This window comes from Thermodesulfobacteriota bacterium, from assembly GCA_040758155.1.
Lineage (GTDB): Bacteria > Desulfobacterota > Deferrimicrobia > Deferrimicrobiales > Deferrimicrobiaceae > UBA2219.
Genome location: JBFLWB010000083.1, coordinates 1 through 17592, shown reverse-complemented (window position 1 = coordinate 17592; position 17592 = coordinate 1). Strand labels below are relative to the sequence as shown.

Here is a 17592-nt window from a genome sequence, read left to right as displayed (position 1 = left end):
GAAGGTCGTCGCCGTCAGCTTCGCTACGGTGAAATCCGCACGCCGCATCGGTATAGTTTAATCATTCGCGCGGGAGGTGTGTCGGTATGCCATACGTGAACATCCGGATCACGAAAGAGGGGGCGACAGCCGAACAGAAAGCGGCGCTCATCAAGGGGGCCACGCAGCTTCTGGTCGACGTGCTGAAGAAGAATCCGCAGACGACCGTCGTGGTGATCGACGAGGTCGAGACCGATAACTGGGGGGTCGGCGGAGAGTCGGTGACGGTCCGAAGGAAGCGGGGCATGTAAAAAGGAGAGGGGGGTGTCCCGCGCCCCCCTCCCCGTGTTCCCTACGCCGCGATGCGGAATCGGCCGATGAGCCGCTGCAGGTCGTCGGCGAGCTTCGAGAGCTGGACCGCCGCCGCGGTGGACTCCTGCGCTCCGTCGGCGGTCTGCTGGACGACGTTGGAGATGTTGAGCATGCTCCGGCTGATCTCGCTGGTGGTGGCGGTCTGCTCCTCGGCCGCGGTGGCCACCTGGTGCACCTGACCCGACACCTCGTTGATCTGCCGGAGGATCTCCTGGAGCGCCTCGCCCGAGCGGGCCGCCTCCGCGGTGCCCCCTTCCACTTCCTTGACGCCTTCCTCCATGGCGGCCACGGCGACCCGGGTCCCTTCCTGGATGGCCTGGATCATCGCCCCGATCTCGCTGGTCGCCTTCGTCGTGCGCTCGGAAAGCGCGCGGACCTCGTCGGCGACGACGGCGAACCCGCGCCCCTGGTCGCCGGCGCGCGCGGCCTCGATGGCGGCGTTGAGCGCCAGCAGGTTGGTCTGGTCCGCGATCTCCTGGATGGTGCTGATGATCGCCCCGATCTGGCGCGATTGGACGCCGAGGTTCTCTATGGTCTTTGCGCTGTCGTGCACCCGGCCGGCGATCCGTCCCATGACTTGAACGGTCCGGTTGACGACTTCGACGCCGGCCTGCGCGGCATGGCTCGCCTCCTGCCCCTCCTTCACGGCCACCTGGCAGCTCCTCGCGATGTCCTTGGAAGTGGCGGCCATCTCCTCGCCCGCGGTCGCCACGGCGCCGGACTGGTTCGCGACCTCCCGCGCGCCCGTGGTGATCCGTTCCGAGTTCGTCGTCAGTTGCGTGGCCGCCGAAGCGACCTGCTGCGAAGCGGAGCCGACCTGGCCGATCAGGTTCCGCAGGCTGCCGATCATTTCGACGAAAGAGGCGGAGAGCTGCCCGATCTCGTCCTTCGAGGAGACGGTCATGTCGACGCTGAGGTCGCCCTCCGCGATCCGCCCGGCCTTCGACGCCATTTCCCGGACCGGCCGGCTGATCGAGCGGGACAGGAGCAGCCCCAGGACGACCGCCAGGACGATCCCGGCGACGGTGAGGGCGATGCTCGAGCGCACGGCGAAGTTCCCGCTTCGCGCGCCGTCCTCGTTCTTTTTGGCGGCGGATTTCGACTTCAGGTCCCGGATCCCCGTGATCCCCCCCGCGATGGCTCGAGCCGCATCCTGGTGGTCCGATCCGTCCAGGACGGCGATCCCTTCCTTCACGCTGCCTTCCCGCGCGGCGGTCAGGATCCGGTCCTTCCAGCCGGCGTACTTTTCCAGCCCCGCCATCAGGTCGGTGTAAACCTCCCTCTGGTCGGCGAACTTGATCAGCCCCGCGGCGTCGAACTCCTTGAGCTCCGTCACGACCTTCCGGTACGTCTCCTCCGCCGTGGCGGAGTGCTTCGCGGCTTTGCCCGCGTCGCCTTCGCTCAGCAGGGAGTTCCGGAGCTCCACCTGAAGGTCCTGGAAGCGGAGCGAGATGTCTCCCAGCATCTGGATGGGGACCAGGTTGCGTTCGTAGATCTGCTTCTGCAGCGCGAGCGCGTCCCGGGTGGTGCTTGCGCCGATCCATCCGACGATCCCTGCGATAGCGGCCACGGCGCAGAAGCCCGCCATGAGTTTTTTCGCGATGCCGAGGTTGCGGAACCAGTGCATTTCAACCCTCCGGATGAAGAGGAATCAGTTTGATGAGTGCTTATCGGAGGCTTCGGATGAATCTTTAATGCGAAGGGATGTCCGTTAAAATTCCGGGCCCGGTACGATAATTAAAGGACCAGCACGCCCACCTTCATCCGCTCTCCGGCGATCGTCACGCTCACGCGGACCCTGGAGCATTGGATCCGATACCGGGCGGGAAGGGGTGCGGACTCCCACGGAACGCCCCGGAGCGCCGCAAGGAGGGCGGGCGATTCCGAGGCGATTTCGATCCCCCCGGCTTCTCCGGAAGGCAGGATTCCGATGTCGACGATGGCGCTGCCGCCTTCCGCCAGGGCGGCGGACGGCAGTGCGGAGCGCAGCACTCCTTCGAATCCCTTCGGCGCGCTGCGGCAGTAGCTCGACGTTTTCGCCATCGCCTCCCGCATGCGGGCCATCCGGGCGAAGTCATCATTTCCGACGATCCGGATGGGAACGTACGCCGAAGGCGCCGCGGCGGCTTCCTGATCCACGACCTGCGAAGCGGAGACGGGAGGTTCCTCCTTGCGGGCGACCGTTTGGACGGCCTCCGCCCGTTTCTCCCCGATGATGGCTTCCGGTGCAGGCGTCGGCGCGGCGCGAGGCGGCGCCGGGACGGGCAGGTCGACCAGGACCGCCGCCCACGTGGCCGCCGGGCGGATGGATGCGGCCGTCGTCTGGCGGGCGGGCGACGCCCACGCCAGCGCGAACAGGTGGAGGGCCAGCGACAGCAGGATGTATTTCTTCATTCCGGCGCACATATCCGTATCTATTCATCGGCTGGGCCGCCGGATTTCTTCAGAAGAACGGTTCTCCCTAAAGTTCGCCCGCCGGAATGCCGATACTTGTCGGGAATGTTTTTTATTCATTTCCGTGGAGGAGGAGGAAGAGATGCGGCGGAAGGGGATCCTCTTGTTGGCGGTCCTGGCGGCGGCAACCGTATTTGCGCTATCGGGATGCGGAGGGGGCGGGGGCTCGACCGCGGCGCCGCCGGCATCGACCCCGAGCGGCTCGGTGGAGGGGAAGGCGAAATGAAGACGACAATGGGGAAAAAGGGATTGACCTGCTTCTTCGCGCTTTTGGTCTCCCTGCTCCTTGCGGGGCCCGTTTCCGCCGCAGTGGTGGGGGGCGGCCTGTCCGAAACGTTGCCGCTTTCGCCGGACACCGCGTACACCATCACGCTCCAGCGGCTGACTTCCACCGGGACGCTGCAGACGCTCGAGACCACGACCGGCACGACCGACGCCGACGCGGTCCTGTCCTTCACGCTGACCAACGTGCCGACGAAGGACGAGGCGAACTTCATCATCCTGACGGTCACGGACAACACCGGCGCCGTCGTCCGGAAAGGCGTAGCGCCGGCGCCTCCCCCGGGCGACAACAACGCGACCGGCCTGAACTACCTTTCGACGAAGCAGGCGGACGCGCTGATCCGCGCCGCCGAGATCGTCGGCACCGACGACCCGATCGTGGCGGCGTACCTCTTCATCATTCTCCGGACGCCGAACCTGACGGCGGACGACATCGAAAACATCGCGCAGCTCGGCGTCGACGCGCTGACGGCCACGAACCTCGGGTTCGAGAGCTTCCTCCTGTCCCACGGAGTCTCCGCCGCCCAGCTCGACTCGCTGAAGGGGTGCCTCATCTATAATCCGGATCCGACCGCCAAGACGCTGCGCGACTTCGGCCGGAACTTCTTCAACGCGGTGGAGGCGGCCACCGAAGCGCAGGCTTCCGAGGAGATGCAGAAGGCGGGCGGTTTCGTGGCCGAGATCTTCCTCGACGCGGCGGCCTGCTCCGGGGTCGACCCCGGCAAGATCCTGGCGGCCCATAACGCGGCCGGCGACGGGGCGGACGCGGGGGGCCACATGGCGCTCCTGCCGAACGGCGTGCTCTCCAGCATCGAGACCGCGATGACCACCTTCAACCGGCGGATCGCCATCGTCCGGATCACGGAAGATTACACCAACGCGCTGACCGCCCTGGGCGCGTCGGGAGCGCACGTGACGCAGTTTTTGGACGGCGTGAACGCCATGATGACGGCCCAGGCCACCATCGACACCCGGTTCTCCCTCTATTACATGGACCGCGAGGCGTATCTCGCCGGCAATTCGGAGGGTTTCAGCACGGACGAACAGGTCCGGACGGCAATGGATAACGCCTATTCCACGGTCTGGACGCAGTTCCAGTCCGCCATCGCCGCCTCCGACGGCGACATCGCGGCGATGATCGCGCAGATCCAGAACGCGAACCCGGGGCTGATGCTTCCTCCCGATTTCGGCGGCTGGTGGGACCAGAACGGAAACCGGGTGAACTGGCCCGTGACGCAGGTCGTCCTCATGAACTGGATGGCCGACACGACCTTCAACTACGGTCCGCGCGACACCACGCCGATCCCGCAATCGATGGAGCAATGGATGGGAAGCTGCGACAACACTATGTACTGGGACAAGGCTTCCTGCGATAGCAACCTCGGGCTCGGTCATTGGACCCCCGGCCGGCACGATTTCGAGGAAACGCAGTCGGCGGTTTTTCGCGCCTACCTCGGGCTGCAGGAGGATCTGAACATTCTCCAGATGCAGCGGAACGAGCTGTGGCAGACCAACCCCAACGCGACGGGCGCGGAGCGGGCGGCCAACGAGGAGACCTACGTCACCGCGGTCCAGGCGGCGAGGGACCGGATCTCGGGGAACAAGGGCGGCGCCGCCATCACGGCGGAGCAGAAGGACGCCATCGTGAAGCTGCTGCAGCCGCCGCAGATGTGACCCGCGCGGCAAGGCGCAAGGCATGAATGAAGGGCGGGGGAGCCGATCCCCCGCCCTTCATTTTCCGCAGGCGACCTGCTTGAAGAAATCGTTCCCCTTGTCGTCCACCAGGATGAAAGCCGGGAAGTCCACGACCTCGATCTTCCAGATCGCCTCCATCCCCAGCTCGGGATATTCGAGCGGCTCCAGCTTCCGGATGTTCTCGTGGGCCAGCAGCGCAGCCGGGCCGCCGATCGTCCCGAGGTAGAACCCCCCGTGCTTCCGGCACGCCTCCGTCATCGCCGGAGTCCGGTTCCCCTTCGCGATCATGATGAGCGACGCGCCGTGCGACTGGAACAGGTCCACGTACGGATCCATCCGGGCGGCGGTGGTGGGGCCGAAGGAGCCGGACGGCAGCCCTTCCGGGATCTTGGCGGGACCCGCGTAGATGACCGGGTGGTCCTTGAGGTACTGCGGGAGCCCCTCGCCCCGGTCGAGCCGCTCTTTCAGCTTCGCGTGGGCGATGTCCCTTGCGACGACGATCGTTCCCGTGAGGGCGACCTGCGTCGTGACCGGGTATTTCGAAAGCTCCGTCAGGATCTCCTTCATCGGCCGGTTCAGGTCGATCGGGACCGCGCGGTGCCCGCCCTTCCCGCGGTACTTTTCCGGGATGAGCCGCCCCGGGTCGCGGTCGAGCTCCTCGATCCAGATCCCGTCCCGGTCGATCCTGGCCTTCACGTTCCGGTCCGCCGCGCAGGAGACGCCGACCGCCACCGGGCAGGATGCCCCGTGGCGCGGCAGGCGGACGACGCGGACATCGAGTGCGAAGTGCTTCCCGCCGAACTGGGCGCCGAAGCCGACCTGGTGCGATGCCTTCAGCAGCTTCTCCTCCATGCCGCGGTCCCGGAAGGCGCGGCCTCCCGGGCTTCCGTTCGCGGGGAGTCCGTCGAGGTATCCGACGGACGCCAGCTTCAGCGTCTTCATGGCGCTTTCCGCGGAAGTCCCGCCGACGACGACCGCAAGGTGATAGGGTGGGCAGGCCGCCGTACCCAGCGCCTTCATCTTCTCCACGAGGAACTTTTCCAGCGATTCCGGGTTGAGGAGCGCCTTCGTCTCCTGGAAGAGCGACATCTTGTTCGCCGACCCGCCTCCCTTGGCCACGAACAGGAAGTCGTACTTCATCCCCGGCGTCGCGTAGAGGTCGATCTGGGCCGGGAGGTTCGTTTCCGTGTTGATCTCCTCGTACATGTCGAGGGGGGCGTTCTGCGAGTACCGGAGATTTTCTTCGGTATAGGTCTCGTACACGCCTTTCGAGAGGAACTCCTCGTCGCGGGCGCCGGTCCAGACCTGCTGCCCCTTCTTCCCCACGATCGTCGCGGTCCCCGTGTCCTGGCAGAACGGGAGGACGAAGCCCGCCGCGACCTCAGCGTTCCGCAGCATCGCGAGCGCCACCCCCTTGTCGTTGGGGGACGCCTCGGGGTCGGCCAGGATCGCCGCCATCTTCTCGTTGTGGGAGGGGCGCAGCAGGAACGAGACTTCCCGGAACGCCTGCCGGGCGAGGAACGCGAGCCCCTCCGGGTCGACCTTCAGGATCTCCCTTCCCTCGAAAGTCCCGACCGAGACGTACTCCTTCGTGAGGAGGCGGTACCGCGTGGCGTCCCGTTCCAGGGGGAACGGATTCTCGTAATGGAATTCCGGCATGGAATCGCTCCTTTTCCCCCGAACGCGCGGAGCGTCGGGACCCGGGGTGTCCAAACCACCATGATATAATGCCCGCGCGGAAAAACGGTATGGGGCGGCGAATGGAGAAAGGGACCGCTATGACGACGTGGTGGGTGTACATGATCGCCTGCCGCGGCGGGAAGATCTACACGGGCACGGCGCGCGATCCGCAGGCGAGATTCCGGGCCCACCGGGAGGGGAAGGGCGCGGCGTTCACGCGGGCGAATCCCCCGGTCTCCCTTTTACGGTGCGTGCCGTTCGAAAGCCGGGGGGCCGCCTGCCGCGAGGAAGCCGCATTGAAGAAGCTCCGCCGGGAAGGCAAGCTGTCCTGGTCGCGCGGAGAAAATCCGTCCGGGGAGGATTGAATATGGCGCGCGTTCCGTACGTCAAGAAAAGGGATTGCATCTCCTGCGCCGCGTGCGCGAGGACCCTGCCTTCCGTCTTCCGCATGGATGACGAAGGCTTCGCGGAGGTGTATGACCCGAACGGGGCGGACGAGGCCGCGATCCAGGCGGCGATGGACATTTGCCCGGTGAGCTGCATCTACTGGCAGGAGTGAGGATGACGGTCGGGGCCGCCGGAGCTTTTCTCCGTATCCAGCTGGCGGTCCTGGCGTTTTTCGCGCTGCTGCTGGCTTCCGGTTGCGCCGGACGGAAGGATGTGCGCCCGACTCCTCCCCCTCCCGTTCCCGCGGGCCCGAAAGTGGCGGTGGCGCCGATGGAGAACATGAGCAACGATCTGTCGGCGTCCGATATCGTCCGGGACGCCTTCGCCGAGGGGGTGTCGGGACGCGGCTACGCCGTCGTGCCGGTGCTCGAAAGCGACCGGATGCTCCGGGAGAAGCTGGGGATCAGCTACGGGGGACAGCTCCCGACGACCACGCCGGAGGAAGTATGCAAGGCGCTGGGAGTCGAGGGGGTGTTCTACGGGGAAGTGCTGGAGTTCCACAAGACGACCACCGGGATCTACAACGCCGCGACCGTGTCGGCCTCTTTCCGGCTCTACGGGAAGGGCGGCGCCCTGCTGTGGGAGGGAAAGGACCGGCAGGTCCGGCAGGACGTCGTCCGTGGCGGAGGAGGGAACCTGGGCGCGGAGATCATCGCCCGGGGGCTGGGGAACCTTCTCCTGAATCCGATGACCCCGATCGCGCGCCGGGTCGGAACCAACATCGCGTGGAAGCTGCCGGGCGGGTTGTTGGACAATACAACGAGGTGATCCATCCCGATCGAGGAGGGAGCGAGACGATGAGAAAGAGACTGCTGCTGGCGGGTTTCCTGGCCGCGTGCGCCGCGGCCGCCGGGTGCGCGACGGCGCCTCCGGTGACCGGGCCTTCCACCCGGGAATCGACCCCCGCCGCCGAGATGCGGGACGTGAAGCGGCCTGCGGCGGCCCCAATCATGTCGCACGGGCCGAAGCTGCGCGTCGCCGTCGTCAAGTTCCAGGACAAGAGCGCCTACGGGCGCGGACGGCTCGGCCCGGCCATCCAGGACATCCTCACCACGGAGCTGGCACGCTCCGACAAGTTCATCATGATCACCAGGCAGGATCTCGACCTGGTCCTCGACGAGCAGGACCTGGCGAGGACCGCCACGATCAAGGCGGGGACGGGAGCGAAGTCGGGCGAGGTGATGGGGGTCAACGCGATCGTCACCGGTGTGGTGTCGCAGTTCGGCGTGAAGCAGAAGTCGGCGACCTATCTGGTCGGCGCGAGCAAGACACAGACCGCCGAGGCGACCGTGGACGTCCGGGTGATCGACGCCACGACGGGGCGGATCATCTACGCCGAGAGCGGCAGCGGGGTCCATGAAACCTCTTCCACCGAGGTGCTGGGGATCGGCGGGAGGACCGGGTACGACGAGACGATGGAAGGGAAGGCGTTCCGCGCGGCGGTCTCAAAGTTCATCGACAACATGATCCGGAAGATGGAGTCGATCGAGTGGACCGGCAAGGTGGCCTCCGTCGAGGGGGCCGAGGTCACGGTGAACGCCGGGAAGAAGACCGGCCTCGCGCCCGGCGACCGGCTAACCGTGTTCGGCGAGGGGAGAGAGGTGATCGATCCCGACACGAAGATGTCGCTCGGGAGGCGGCCCGGCCCCCGGAAAGGGGAGATCGAGGTCGTCGATTTCTTCGGGGAGGACGCCTCGATCGCGCGGGTCCTCAGCGGGAGCGGGTTCGCCGTAAACGACGTCGTCCGGTTCGGGAAGTGAGGAGACGGACATGAAGACGAAACGGTTCGGCCGCATCGTCCCGCCGGTCGCGCTGCTCGCGCTTGCGGCGCTGCTCGTAGCCGCCCCGCTCCTTTCGGGCTGCTACCCGAAGAGCCAGGTCTACGGCGTGGGGAACGAGGGCGGGCTGGTCTTCAACGTGAACCCGCCCGACGCGGAGGTGGTCCTCGACGGGGTGGCGCAGGGGGCGGCGTCCGAGTTCACGCAGGAGCGCTACCTGAAAGTGTCCCCGGGGACTCACAAGGTGGAGATCCGGAAGGAAGGGTACGAGACGTATTCGAGGGAGATCTACGTCGCGAACACGCTGCTGCGGATCGAGACGGGGCTGATCAAGAAATAGCATGATCTGCAGGATCTGCGGGAACGGGGAAGGAAACCGGGAATACGACGTCCGGGAGATGATGTACGGGTTCCGGGACCTGTTCCGCTACTTCCGGTGCTCCGGGTGCGGCTGCCTGCAGATCGCGGAGATCCCTTCCGACATCGCCCGGTATTATCCGGACGGCTACTACTCGCTGGCGTCCGGTCCGGAAAAGCCGTCCCCGGGGGCGTGGAAAAAACGCTGGATGCGCCTCCGGTACGGCCCGGTCGTTTTCGGCGACGGGTCGGCCAGGAAACTCCTGAACGCGCTCTTCCCCAACAAGGGACTGCAGTTCCTCCACCTCTTGTCATTGTCGCTGAACCGGGACATGAGCATTCTCGAGGCGGGTTGCGGATCGGGGGGGCTGCTCTATTTTTTCGCGGAGATGGGGATCCGGAACGTCCTGGGCGCAGACCCGTTCATCGGGAAGGACATCGAGTACCGAAACGGGCTGAAAATCCTGAAGAAGGAGATCGGAGAGGTCGGGGGCGCGTGGGACCTGGTGATGTTCCACCACTCCCTCGAGCACATCCCTTCCCAGGTCGAGACGATGCGGGCCGTCTCGCGTCTACTGAAGCCGGACGGACGCTGCCTGGTCCGGATCCCGATCTGCTCTTCCTACGCCTGGGAGCGCTACGGCGTCCACTGGGTGCAGCTCGACGCTCCCAGGCATTTCTACCTGCACTCGTTCGACAGCATGAAACGGCTGGCCGCCCTGGCCGGGCTGGAGGTGTGCAGGGTGGTGCACGATTCGACCGCGTTCCAGCTGTGGGGGAGCGAGCAGTACCTGCGGGATATCCCGCTGCGGGACAAGCGGTCGTATTCCTGCGGCAGGAAGAACTCGGTCTTTTCCTTGCGGGAGATGCAGGCCTTCAAGCGGCGGACGAAGGAGCTCAACCGGGAAGGGAAGGGCGATCAGGCGATCTTCTGTCTGAAGAAGGCGTAACCCGCGCCCCGCGAGGCAGGCCTTCATTTCACGGCGCGGAATTCCCACAGCATGTGCGTGTTCCTTCTTTTCAGCACGTCCCCGGCCTTCTTGATCTTCTGCCGGAAGGTCAGGATTTCCGGCTCGAAATCGTACCTGGGCCGGTGCATCTTGACGCGGACGGCGTCGAAGCATCCGGAAAATCCGTACATCGCCCCCATCAGAGCGGGCCTTGTGAAATAGATATGCGACTCCACGGTGATGAAGTTCACGTGCGTAGGGTCGACGAACGTTTCCTGGTAGGGATAGCATGGGGTGGAAGCATACAGCAGGCCGCCGTTTCCAAGGACCCGCCAGATCTCGTTCATCAGCTCCACGAAAGGGAACCGCATCGTTTTCCGCTCCGGCAGGTAAAGGGTCCGGGGCACATGTTCCAGGAAATCGTATGCGGAAACGGAATCGAAAAAGCCGTCCTCGAACGGGATCCTGTCCACGGCGAGGTTCGCCTGCGCGTACTCGTGGAACCGCGGAGACTCCACGGTCTCCATGATATCCAGCCCGTATACCCGGTCCCGCCGGTAGGGATTGCGGGCCAGGTTGCCGCAACCGATGTCCAGGTGGCGCGTGCTCATGCCGGAAGCTCCCCCAGAGCAAGTTATGACACAGACTACTTCGATTTGTCCCACCAGTTCTTCAGTCGCTCCCCGATCACTTTTTCATGTCCTGCCCCGGACGGGCGGTAATACGTCCGGCGGCCGAGCTCCTCGGGGAAGTAGTTCTCCGGGACGAAGCCGTCCGCGAAGTCGTGGGGGTACTTGTACTCCTTCCCGTACCCCAGCTCCTTCATCAGCCGCGTCGGCGCGTTCCGCAGATGCAGCGGCACCGGGAGGGTGCCGCCGGCCTCCGCGTCGCGCATCGCCCGCTGCCAGGCGAGGTAAGTCCGGTTGCTCTTCGGCGCGGTGGCGAGGTACACGGCCGCCTGCGCCAGCGCCAGCTCCCCCTCCGGGCTTCCCAGCGTCCGGTATGCCTCGGCCGCCGCGAGCGTGACCTGCAGCGCCCCCGGGGCGGCGTTCCCGACGTCTTCCGACGCGAAGCGGATCATCCGGCGGGCGATGTAGAGCGGGTCCTCCCCGGCGGAGAGCATCCGCGCGAGCCAGTACAGGGCGGCGTCGGGGTCGGAGCCGCGCAGCGACTTGTGCAGCGCGGAGATCAGGTTGTAATGCTCCTCGCCGTCCTTGTCGTACTGGAGCCCCTTCTTCCGCAGCGCCTCCTGCGCCGTTTCCACGTCGATCGCCGACAGCCCCTTGTGGAGCGCGATCGCAGCGGCCGCCTCGAGGGCGTTCAGCGCGACGCGCGCGTCGCCGTCCGCCACCGCGACGATGTGCTGCAGCGCCTCGGGGGAAAGGAACGTCTCCGGCTGCCCCAGCCCCCGCTCCGGGTCGGTCAGCGCCCTGCGGCAGATCGTTTCGAGGTGGCCCGGGAGCAGCGGGGTGAGCACCAGCACGCGGCAGCGCGACAGCAGCGCGTTGCGGATCTCGAACGACGGGTTCTCGGTGGTGGTCCCGAAGAGCGTGACGGTGCCGTCTTCCACGAAGGGGAGCAGCGCGTCCTGCTGCGCCTTGTTGAACCGGTGGATCTCGTCGATGAAGAGGATGGCCGGGCGGGCGGCTTCCTCGCCTTCCAGGCGGCGGGTTTTCTTCAGCTCCGCGAGCGCCTCCTTGATCTCCTTGACTCCCGAGAGGACCGCGGAGTACGGGAGGAAGACGGCGTCGGTCTCCTTCGCGAGGATCCGGGCGAGCGTCGTCTTTCCCGATCCCGGGGGGCCCCAGAATATGAGGGACGGGAGCGGGCGGGCGGAGAGCACCGAGGAGAGGAATTTCCCCTCCCCGAGGAGCTCCTCCTGACCGGCGAAGTCGGAGAGGGCCGCCGGGCGCATGCGGTCGGCAAGGGGGGCGCGCATCGCTTTCCTTTTTCCTTACGGATATATTATCCTGAACCACCATGAAGTGCGTCGGAATCATCGCCAAGCACACCGACCCGCGGGCCGAATCGATCGTCTCCGAGCTCTGCAGGTGGCTGGCGGAGCGGGGGCGGGAGGCCGCCCTCGACAAGGAGACGGCGGGGCTGCTCGGCAGGACCGACGGCATCGTCCGCTCGAAGCTTCCCGGGCTCTGCGAATTCCTGATCGTGATCGGCGGCGACGGCACGCTGCTCTCCGCCGCTCGCGTCGTCGGATCCTCGGGCGTGCCGATCCTCGGCGTGAACCTGGGCGGACTCGGGTTCATGACGGCCGTCACGCTGGACGAACTCTATCCGATGCTGGAACGGATCCTCAGGAACGAGGTCGCCTACGACGAGCGGATGATGCTGTCGGCGCACGTCCACCGGCTGGGGGAGCGGGTGGCCGACTACACGGTCCTGAACGACGTGGTGATCAACAAGGGGGCGCTGGCGAAGATCATCGACATCCGGGTTTCGGTCGACGACCAGTTCCTTGCCTCCTACAAGGCGGACGGCCTGATCATCTCCACGCCCACCGGCTCCACGGGCTACTCCCTCTCCGCGCAGGGGCCGATCGTGCACCCCTCGCTGCACACGATCGTCGTCAGCCCGATCTGCCCGCACATGCTGACGCTGCGCCCCTTGCTCGTCCCCGACACCATGGTCGTCCGCGCCGAGCTGACCTCGGAGGGGACCGACGTGTACCTCACCCTCGACGGGCAGGTGGGTTTCGGGCTGCGGGAGGGAGATGTTATCGAGGTAAGAAAAATCAATGCAAAACTGCGGTTTATCATGTCGCCCTTCAGGGACTACTTTACCGTCCTGCGGACCAAGCTGAAGTGGGGAGAGCGGTGACCCCGACCTCTCGATGCTGATCGAGCTCGCCGTCCGCAACCTCGCCATCTTCGAAGACGTTCGCGTCGCTTTTACCCCCGGACTGAACGTGGTCACCGGGGAGACGGGCTCCGGGAAGTCGCTCCTCGTGGAGGCGATCCGGCTCGCGCTGGGGGAGAAGGCCGACCCGATGGCGGTGCGGACCGGCGAGGCGGAGGCCGAGGTCTCCGCGCTGTTCGACCTGTCGCGGCGCGAAGAACTGCGCGATGCGGTGGAAGAGGCGGGGCTTCCGTGGGAGGAGGAGGTCGTCCTGAGGCGGGTCCTTCCGGCGGGCGGCCGAAGCCGCGCGTACCTCAACGGGCGCCCCGTGGCGCAGCCGGTGCTCGCCGTCCTCTCCCCCCTGCTGGTGACGATGGTGGGGCAGCACAGCGTGCCGCAGCTTCTGTCGCGCTCCGCGGCGCTGTCGTCGATCGACGATTTCGCCGGGACGGGGGAGGCCGCTTCCGGGATGCGGAAGCGGTACCGGAAGATCGCCGCCCTGCGGCGGGAGGCGGACGAGGCCGTCGCGCGCGGGGCGGGGGCGCGGAGCCGGTCCGAGACGCTCGACTTCGAGATCGGGGAGCTTTCCGCGGCCGCCCTCGTTCCCGGCGAGGAGGAGGAGCTCGCCGCGTTCCTCCAGGCGGCGCGCAACGAGGGGAAGGTCCGGGAGGCGCTCCGCGCGGCGGACGACGCCCTGTCATCCTCGGAGAACGCTTCGCTCGCATCGTTGGGGTTCGCCCTGTCGCGGCTGAGAGAGGCGGCGGCGCTCGACCCGCGGCTGCGGGAGATCGCCGGCCGGCTCGGCTCCTTCCGCGAGGAGGTGGCCGAGATCGCCCGGGAGGTCGCCGCGCTGGCGGAGAGGGCGTCGGAGGATCCGGGGGCGAGGGAGCGCGCGGAGGAGCGGCTGAGCGCGATCCGCCGGCTCGAGCGCAAGTACGGGAAGGACGTGCCCGGACTGGTCGCGCACCTCGCCGCGCTGCGGGAGGAGAGGGAATCGCTGGCGGGCGCGCTCGCGGAGGAGGCCCGGCTGCGCGGGGAGCTGCGCCGCGAGGAGGAGGAAGGAGTGCGGTGCGCCGGGGTGCTCTCCGCCGCCCGCCGGAAGGCCGCGCAGGAGATGGGGGAAGCCGTCGAAAAGGAGATGTCGAAGGTTGCGCTCGCAGGGGCCCGCTTCCGGGCCGTCGTGGCTTCCCGGGACGCGATCCCCGGATCGCTCTCGGAGTCCGGCCTCGACGATGCGGAGCTTCTGTTCTCGGCGAACCCGGGGCAGGAGACGCGCCCGCTGGCGTCGACCGCTTCCGGTGGGGAGCTCTCCCGCGTCATGCTGTCGCTGCGCAACGCCGCCTCGCGCGGCGGCGGGGGGCGGACGCTGGTGTTCGACGAGATCGACACGGGCATCGGCGGCCAGGTGGCGGAGCGGGTGGGCGCGCGCCTGAAAGGGCTCTCGGCGTCCTCCCAGGTCGTCTGCGTCACGCACCTGCCCCAGGTCGCCGCCTTCGCGGACCGGCACCTGCGCGTGACGAAGCGCCCGGCGGGGGAGACGGTGGCTACCGGGGTGAAACCGCTGGCGAAACAGGATAGAATCGATGAATTGGCCCGGATGATCTCCGGGGCGGAGATCACGGGGCAGGCGAAGGCGCACGCGAAGGCGCTGCTCGAGAAGGCGGGCGGGAAATGATCCGGAAAGCGCGGATGTCGGACGTCAAGGTGATCCAGAACCTGATCGGGGAGTACGCCCGCAAGGGCGACATGCTCCCGCGGTCGCTGAGCGACATCTACGAGAACCTGCGCGACTACTTCGTTTTCGAGAACGACGCGGGGGAAGTGATCGGCTCCGCGGCCATCCACCTCATGTGGGAGGACCTCGCCGAGGTGCGCTCCCTCGCGGTCCGCGAAGGCGACATGCGGCGCGGCATCGGGACCATGCTGGTGGAGGCGTGCATCTCGGAGGCCATCGTCCTGGGCATCACGCGCGTGTTCGCCCTGACCTACCGTCCCGACTTCTTCAAGCGGCTCGGCTTCCGGCAGGTGGACAAGGCGGAGCTTCCACACAAGATCTGGTCGGATTGCCTCAAGTGCGCCAAGTTCCCCGACTGCGACGAGGTCGCGCTGGTGGCCGATTTCACCGGGAGCCCGCGTGTCGCATAAGCGGTTCGAGTTCGTTCTCCGGGAGGTTGCGCGGCGGGGCGGCGGCGAGGCCGAGCTGTACGAGGAGTCCGCCCGCGTCCGCAAGTACGAGGCGCGCGACGGTCGCCTGGATACGATCGCCTTTTCCGACACCCTGTCGCTGGGGCTGCGCCTGTTCCGCGAGGGCCGGATGGGCTTCTCCTACGGGTTTCTCGGGGACGAGGCCGACCTGGCCCGGATGGTGGAGGAGGCCGTGTTCTGCCTCGAGGCGTCCGATCCCGACGACGCGTACGGGCTGCCCGACGCCGCGGGGGCTCCCCCTGCGCTCGCGCTGTACGATCCTTCAAGGGAAACCGTGTTCGAAGAGGAGAAAGGGGAGTTCGCCCGGGCGCTCGAGGCGAAGGCCTTGAGGCGCGATCCGCGGATGAAGCGGGTCCGGACGGCCTCCTTGAGCGAGACGGTCGCCGGGATCTCCCTCGTGAACTCCCGCGGCGTTTCCGTACAGCGGCTCGAATCGGGCTGCGTCGCGTACGTGGAGGCGGTGGCGGAGGACGGCGGGGAAGGGCAGTCCGGGTACGGGTTCGGCTTCGCGCGCTCCCTGCGGGGGCTCGACGCGGAGACGGTCGCCGGGGAAGGCGCGGACAAGGCGCTGCGCATGCTCGGGGCGGTCCGGCCGAAGACGGGGGAATATCGCGCGGTGATCGAGAGCGGCGCGGCGGCGGACCTGCTCGAGGTCCTCGGACCCTCGTTCCTCGCTCCCCAGGTGGCGAAAGGGAAATCGATGCTGGCGGGCAAGGTCGGCGCGCGCGTGGCGTCCGACGCGGTCGCGGTCTTCGACGATCCGCTCGATCCCGCGGGGGCCGGCGCAGAGACGTTCGACGGGGAAGGGACGCCGGCGCAGCGGCGGGAGCTGATCTCCGGCGGCGCGCTGCGCGGCTACCTGGCGGACGCCTTCTGGGGGCGGAAGATCGGGACCGGCTCCACGGGCGCGTGTCGCCGGCCGGGGCCGAAGCAGCCGCCCACGGTGGGCTCCTCCAACCTCTGCGTCTCTTCCGGAACCCTCTCCTTCGAGGCGCTTCTGAGTGCCGCGGGGGAGGGGATCCTCGTCACGGAGTTCCTCGGGATCCACACGGCAGATCCCGTTTCGGGCGATTTCTCCGTGGGGGCGTCGGGGCTGCGCATCGCGGGCGGCACGCTCGCGGAGCCGCTCCACGGCTTTGCGCTTTCCGGCAACGTTCTCGACCTGCTCGGCAAGGTGGAGGCGGCGGGATCCGATTTCCGGTGGTTCGGCCGGACCGGCGCGCCATCTCTCCTGGTGAGCCGCATCGCGCTGGGAGGGGAGTGACCGCGTCATGGCCGCGCCGCTGTTCATCTTCGACCTCGACAACACGCTCTATCCGCGCGAGCTCCCGATCTGGCGGATGGTGGACGACCGGATCGAGCGGTACGTCGTCGAACGGTTGGGGACCGACGCGGAGAGCGCCCGCCGCGTGCGGATGGATTTCCTCGCGGAGTACGGATCGACCCTCCGCGGCCTGATGCGCCACCACGGCGTGCGGCCGGCCGAATACCTGGAGTACATCCACGACGTCCCGGTGCCCGAACTGGTGCCCCCGCGCCTCGACCTGCAGGAGATGCTTTCGGGGCTGCCCGGCCGGTGCGTCGTGTTCACGAACGGTTCGTGGGATTACGCCCGGCGCGTCCTTTCCGCGCTTGGGGTCGAAGGCAGGATGGAAGGGATTTACGGGATCGAGTTCATGGAATACATCGCCAAGCCGTCGCCGTACCCGTACGCGAAGCTGCTGCGGGCAGCGGGGGCCCGCGCGGAGGACTCCTGTTTCTGCGAGGACAGCAGGCGCAACTTGCTGCCGGCGCACGAGATGGGGATGTTCACCGTGCTGGTGGGCGGGAGCGCGGAGCCGCAGGCGTCTCTCCTTCGGAAGATGCCGCCGCCTTCGTTCAGGCCGCACGCCGTCATCGACGACGTGTGCGACCTGCCGGAGGCGCTCCACGCGTTTCCGCCGCTCTCCCGCGGGGAGACGGTGGCGGCCGGGGGGCGCGCCTGTGCGGCGTCGCCCTACCAGACAGGAGGAAGGGAATGACGGAAGGGGAAGGGAAACGCAGGTACTGGAGGCGCGGGAGCCGCAGAAAAAAGGCGGCGGCTTCCGCGGAAGGGGCCGCTCCGGCGACGCCGGCGCCGGCCGGGGAGCCGGAGGGGGCGGGAGTCCCGGAGGACCCGGAGGGACGGTCGCCGCAGGAGGATTACGTGCCGCCGGATCCGGCCCCGGCGACGGTGTCGGCCGCGGATGCCTCCGAAGCCGGCGCCCCGGAAGCGGGCGCGGCTCCGAAGAAGGGGCGCAGGCGCAGCCGGAGGCGCGGCAGGAAGCCGGCGGGCGCCGCGGCGTCGGCGGAAGGCGCGCCCGTTGTGCCGGGCGCGGACGTCCCGGACGAGGCGTCCATCGAGGAGGTCGAGGAGCCGGCGGAGCCGGTGCGTCATCTGCGGAAGCAGGTCGAAGCGGGGCCGGCGGAAGAGGCGCCGCCGGAGGCGCGGGAGGATGCGCGGGAGGAAGCGCAGGCGGAGGCGCAGGAAGCGGGGGGGCTGCCGCTGCAGCCGCAGGGCG

General features: G+C 67.6%; 19 protein-coding genes. 14 read left to right on the top strand and 5 right to left on the bottom strand.

Features of this window, described 5'->3' with window-relative positions:
• Positions 1-86 precede the first annotated feature (86 nt).
• Positions 87-290, top strand: coding sequence for a 4-oxalocrotonate tautomerase family protein (locus AB1346_04950; GenBank protein MEW6719781.1), 204 nt, complete (start codon positions 87-89; stop codon positions 288-290).
• Between the two features lie 41 nt (positions 291-331).
• On the opposite strand, the gene AB1346_04945 is transcribed toward AB1346_04950, so the two are convergent.
• Both AB1346_04945 and AB1346_04940 read right to left on the bottom strand, forming a co-directional pair.
• Positions 332-1978, bottom strand: a complete 1647-nt coding sequence (locus AB1346_04945) for a methyl-accepting chemotaxis protein (GenBank protein ID MEW6719780.1) — start codon at positions 1976-1978, stop codon at positions 332-334.
• A 110-nt stretch (positions 1979-2088) separates the two neighbouring features.
• On the bottom strand, positions 2089-2745 hold the full coding sequence (locus AB1346_04940; GenBank protein MEW6719779.1) for a hypothetical protein: 657 nt from the start codon (positions 2743-2745) through the stop codon (positions 2089-2091).
• A 282-nt stretch (positions 2746-3027) separates the two neighbouring features.
• Here AB1346_04940 and AB1346_04935 point away from each other — a divergent pair, with 282 nt between their 5' ends.
• On the top strand, positions 3028-4761 hold the full coding sequence (locus AB1346_04935; protein MEW6719778.1) for a hypothetical protein: 1734 nt from the start codon (positions 3028-3030) through the stop codon (positions 4759-4761).
• Between the two features lie 57 nt (positions 4762-4818).
• Here the strand turns inward: AB1346_04935 and AB1346_04930 are convergent, their stop codons facing one another.
• Entirely contained in the window at positions 4819-6441 is a 1623-nt protein-coding gene (locus AB1346_04930; GenBank protein ID MEW6719777.1) for a fumarate hydratase, read from the bottom strand.
• Positions 6442-6542: 101 nt separating this feature from the next.
• Between AB1346_04930 and AB1346_04925 the strand changes: the two genes are divergently transcribed.
• Genes AB1346_04925 through AB1346_04900 form a run of 6 tightly spaced genes read left to right on the top strand, consistent with a single transcriptional unit; the run spans position 6543 to position 9994 of the window.
• Positions 6543-6827: a GIY-YIG nuclease family protein gene (locus AB1346_04925; protein ID MEW6719776.1), complete on the top strand. Its 285-nt coding sequence runs from the start codon at positions 6543-6545 to the stop codon at positions 6825-6827.
• A 2-nt stretch (positions 6828-6829) separates the two neighbouring features.
• On the top strand, positions 6830-7021 hold the full coding sequence (locus AB1346_04920; protein ID MEW6719775.1) for a ferredoxin: 192 nt from the start codon (positions 6830-6832) through the stop codon (positions 7019-7021).
• A gap of 2 nt (positions 7022-7023) precedes the next feature.
• Positions 7024-7677, top strand: a complete 654-nt coding sequence (locus AB1346_04915) for a GNA1162 family protein (protein MEW6719774.1) — start codon at positions 7024-7026, stop codon at positions 7675-7677.
• A 29-nt stretch (positions 7678-7706) separates the two neighbouring features.
• Positions 7707-8669: a CsgG/HfaB family protein gene (locus AB1346_04910; GenBank protein MEW6719773.1), complete on the top strand. Its 963-nt coding sequence runs from the start codon at positions 7707-7709 to the stop codon at positions 8667-8669.
• 10 nt (positions 8670-8679) lie between these two features.
• Positions 8680-9027, top strand: coding sequence for a PEGA domain-containing protein (locus tag AB1346_04905; protein MEW6719772.1), 348 nt, complete (start codon positions 8680-8682; stop codon positions 9025-9027).
• A gap of 1 nt (position 9028) precedes the next feature.
• Positions 9029-9994, top strand: coding sequence for a class I SAM-dependent methyltransferase (locus tag AB1346_04900; protein ID MEW6719771.1), 966 nt, complete (start codon positions 9029-9031; stop codon positions 9992-9994).
• A gap of 23 nt (positions 9995-10017) precedes the next feature.
• Here the strand turns inward: AB1346_04900 and AB1346_04895 are convergent, their stop codons facing one another.
• Both AB1346_04895 and AB1346_04890 read right to left on the bottom strand, forming a co-directional pair.
• The gene (locus AB1346_04895; GenBank protein MEW6719770.1) at positions 10018-10605 is read right to left on the bottom strand and encodes a class I SAM-dependent methyltransferase; all 588 of its coding nucleotides are present in this window, start codon (positions 10603-10605) and stop codon (positions 10018-10020) included.
• Between the two features lie 35 nt (positions 10606-10640).
• On the bottom strand, positions 10641-11933 hold the full coding sequence (locus tag AB1346_04890) for a replication-associated recombination protein A (GenBank protein MEW6719769.1): 1293 nt from the start codon (positions 11931-11933) through the stop codon (positions 10641-10643).
• 41 nt (positions 11934-11974) lie between these two features.
• On the opposite strand from AB1346_04890, the gene AB1346_04885 reads away from it, so the two are divergent.
• From AB1346_04885 to AB1346_04860, 6 genes are all read left to right on the top strand, one after another.
• A complete protein-coding gene (locus AB1346_04885) occupies positions 11975-12829 on the top strand; it encodes an NAD(+)/NADH kinase (protein ID MEW6719768.1) in 855 nt (284 codons plus the stop codon).
• 13 nt (positions 12830-12842) lie between these two features.
• The gene (gene recN / locus AB1346_04880; protein MEW6719767.1) at positions 12843-14522 is read left to right on the top strand and encodes a DNA repair protein RecN; all 1680 of its coding nucleotides are present in this window, start codon (positions 12843-12845) and stop codon (positions 14520-14522) included.
• A complete protein-coding gene (locus AB1346_04875) occupies positions 14519-14992 on the top strand; it encodes an N-acetyltransferase (GenBank protein ID MEW6719766.1) in 474 nt (157 codons plus the stop codon). Before recN ends, AB1346_04875 begins: the two co-directional genes overlap by 4 nt.
• Complete coding sequence (locus tag AB1346_04870; GenBank protein ID MEW6719765.1) at positions 14982-16316, top strand: TldD/PmbA family protein; 1335 nt, start codon at positions 14982-14984, stop codon at positions 16314-16316. The genes AB1346_04875 and AB1346_04870 overlap by 11 nt, the downstream gene beginning before the upstream one ends.
• A gap of 7 nt (positions 16317-16323) precedes the next feature.
• On the top strand, positions 16324-17073 hold the full coding sequence (locus AB1346_04865) for a pyrimidine 5'-nucleotidase (GenBank protein MEW6719764.1): 750 nt from the start codon (positions 16324-16326) through the stop codon (positions 17071-17073).
• Positions 17070-17592 (top strand): hypothetical protein (locus AB1346_04860; GenBank protein ID MEW6719763.1); only part of this gene is annotated, 523 nt, incomplete at its 3' end. The genes AB1346_04865 and AB1346_04860, both read left to right, overlap by 4 nt.

Coding starts and splice junctions, on each gene's coding strand:
- AB1346_04950 (MEW6719781.1), top strand. CDS start 87: ATGCCATACGTGAACATCCGGATCACGAAAGAGGGGGCGACAGCCGAA.
- AB1346_04945 (MEW6719780.1), bottom strand. CDS start 1,978: ATGCACTGGTTCCGCAACCTCGGCATCGCGAAAAAACTCATGGCGGGC.
- AB1346_04940 (MEW6719779.1), bottom strand. CDS start 2,745: ATGAAGAAATACATCCTGCTGTCGCTGGCCCTCCACCTGTTCGCGCTG.
- AB1346_04935 (MEW6719778.1), top strand. CDS start 3,028: ATGAAGACGACAATGGGGAAAAAGGGATTGACCTGCTTCTTCGCGCTT.
- AB1346_04930 (MEW6719777.1), bottom strand. CDS start 6,441: ATGCCGGAATTCCATTACGAGAATCCGTTCCCCCTGGAACGGGACGCC.
- AB1346_04925 (MEW6719776.1), top strand. CDS start 6,543: ATGGAGAAAGGGACCGCTATGACGACGTGGTGGGTGTACATGATCGCC.
- AB1346_04920 (MEW6719775.1), top strand. CDS start 6,830: ATGGCGCGCGTTCCGTACGTCAAGAAAAGGGATTGCATCTCCTGCGCC.
- AB1346_04915 (MEW6719774.1), top strand. CDS start 7,024: ATGACGGTCGGGGCCGCCGGAGCTTTTCTCCGTATCCAGCTGGCGGTC.
- AB1346_04910 (MEW6719773.1), top strand. CDS start 7,707: ATGAGAAAGAGACTGCTGCTGGCGGGTTTCCTGGCCGCGTGCGCCGCG.
- AB1346_04905 (MEW6719772.1), top strand. CDS start 8,680: ATGAAGACGAAACGGTTCGGCCGCATCGTCCCGCCGGTCGCGCTGCTC.
- AB1346_04900 (MEW6719771.1), top strand. CDS start 9,029: ATGATCTGCAGGATCTGCGGGAACGGGGAAGGAAACCGGGAATACGAC.
- AB1346_04895 (MEW6719770.1), bottom strand. CDS start 10,605: ATGAGCACGCGCCACCTGGACATCGGTTGCGGCAACCTGGCCCGCAAT.
- AB1346_04890 (MEW6719769.1), bottom strand. CDS start 11,933: ATGCGCGCCCCCCTTGCCGACCGCATGCGCCCGGCGGCCCTCTCCGAC.
- AB1346_04885 (MEW6719768.1), top strand. CDS start 11,975: ATGAAGTGCGTCGGAATCATCGCCAAGCACACCGACCCGCGGGCCGAA.
- recN (MEW6719767.1), top strand. CDS start 12,843: ATGCTGATCGAGCTCGCCGTCCGCAACCTCGCCATCTTCGAAGACGTT.
- AB1346_04875 (MEW6719766.1), top strand. CDS start 14,519: ATGATCCGGAAAGCGCGGATGTCGGACGTCAAGGTGATCCAGAACCTG.
- AB1346_04865 (MEW6719764.1), top strand. CDS start 16,324: ATGGCCGCGCCGCTGTTCATCTTCGACCTCGACAACACGCTCTATCCG.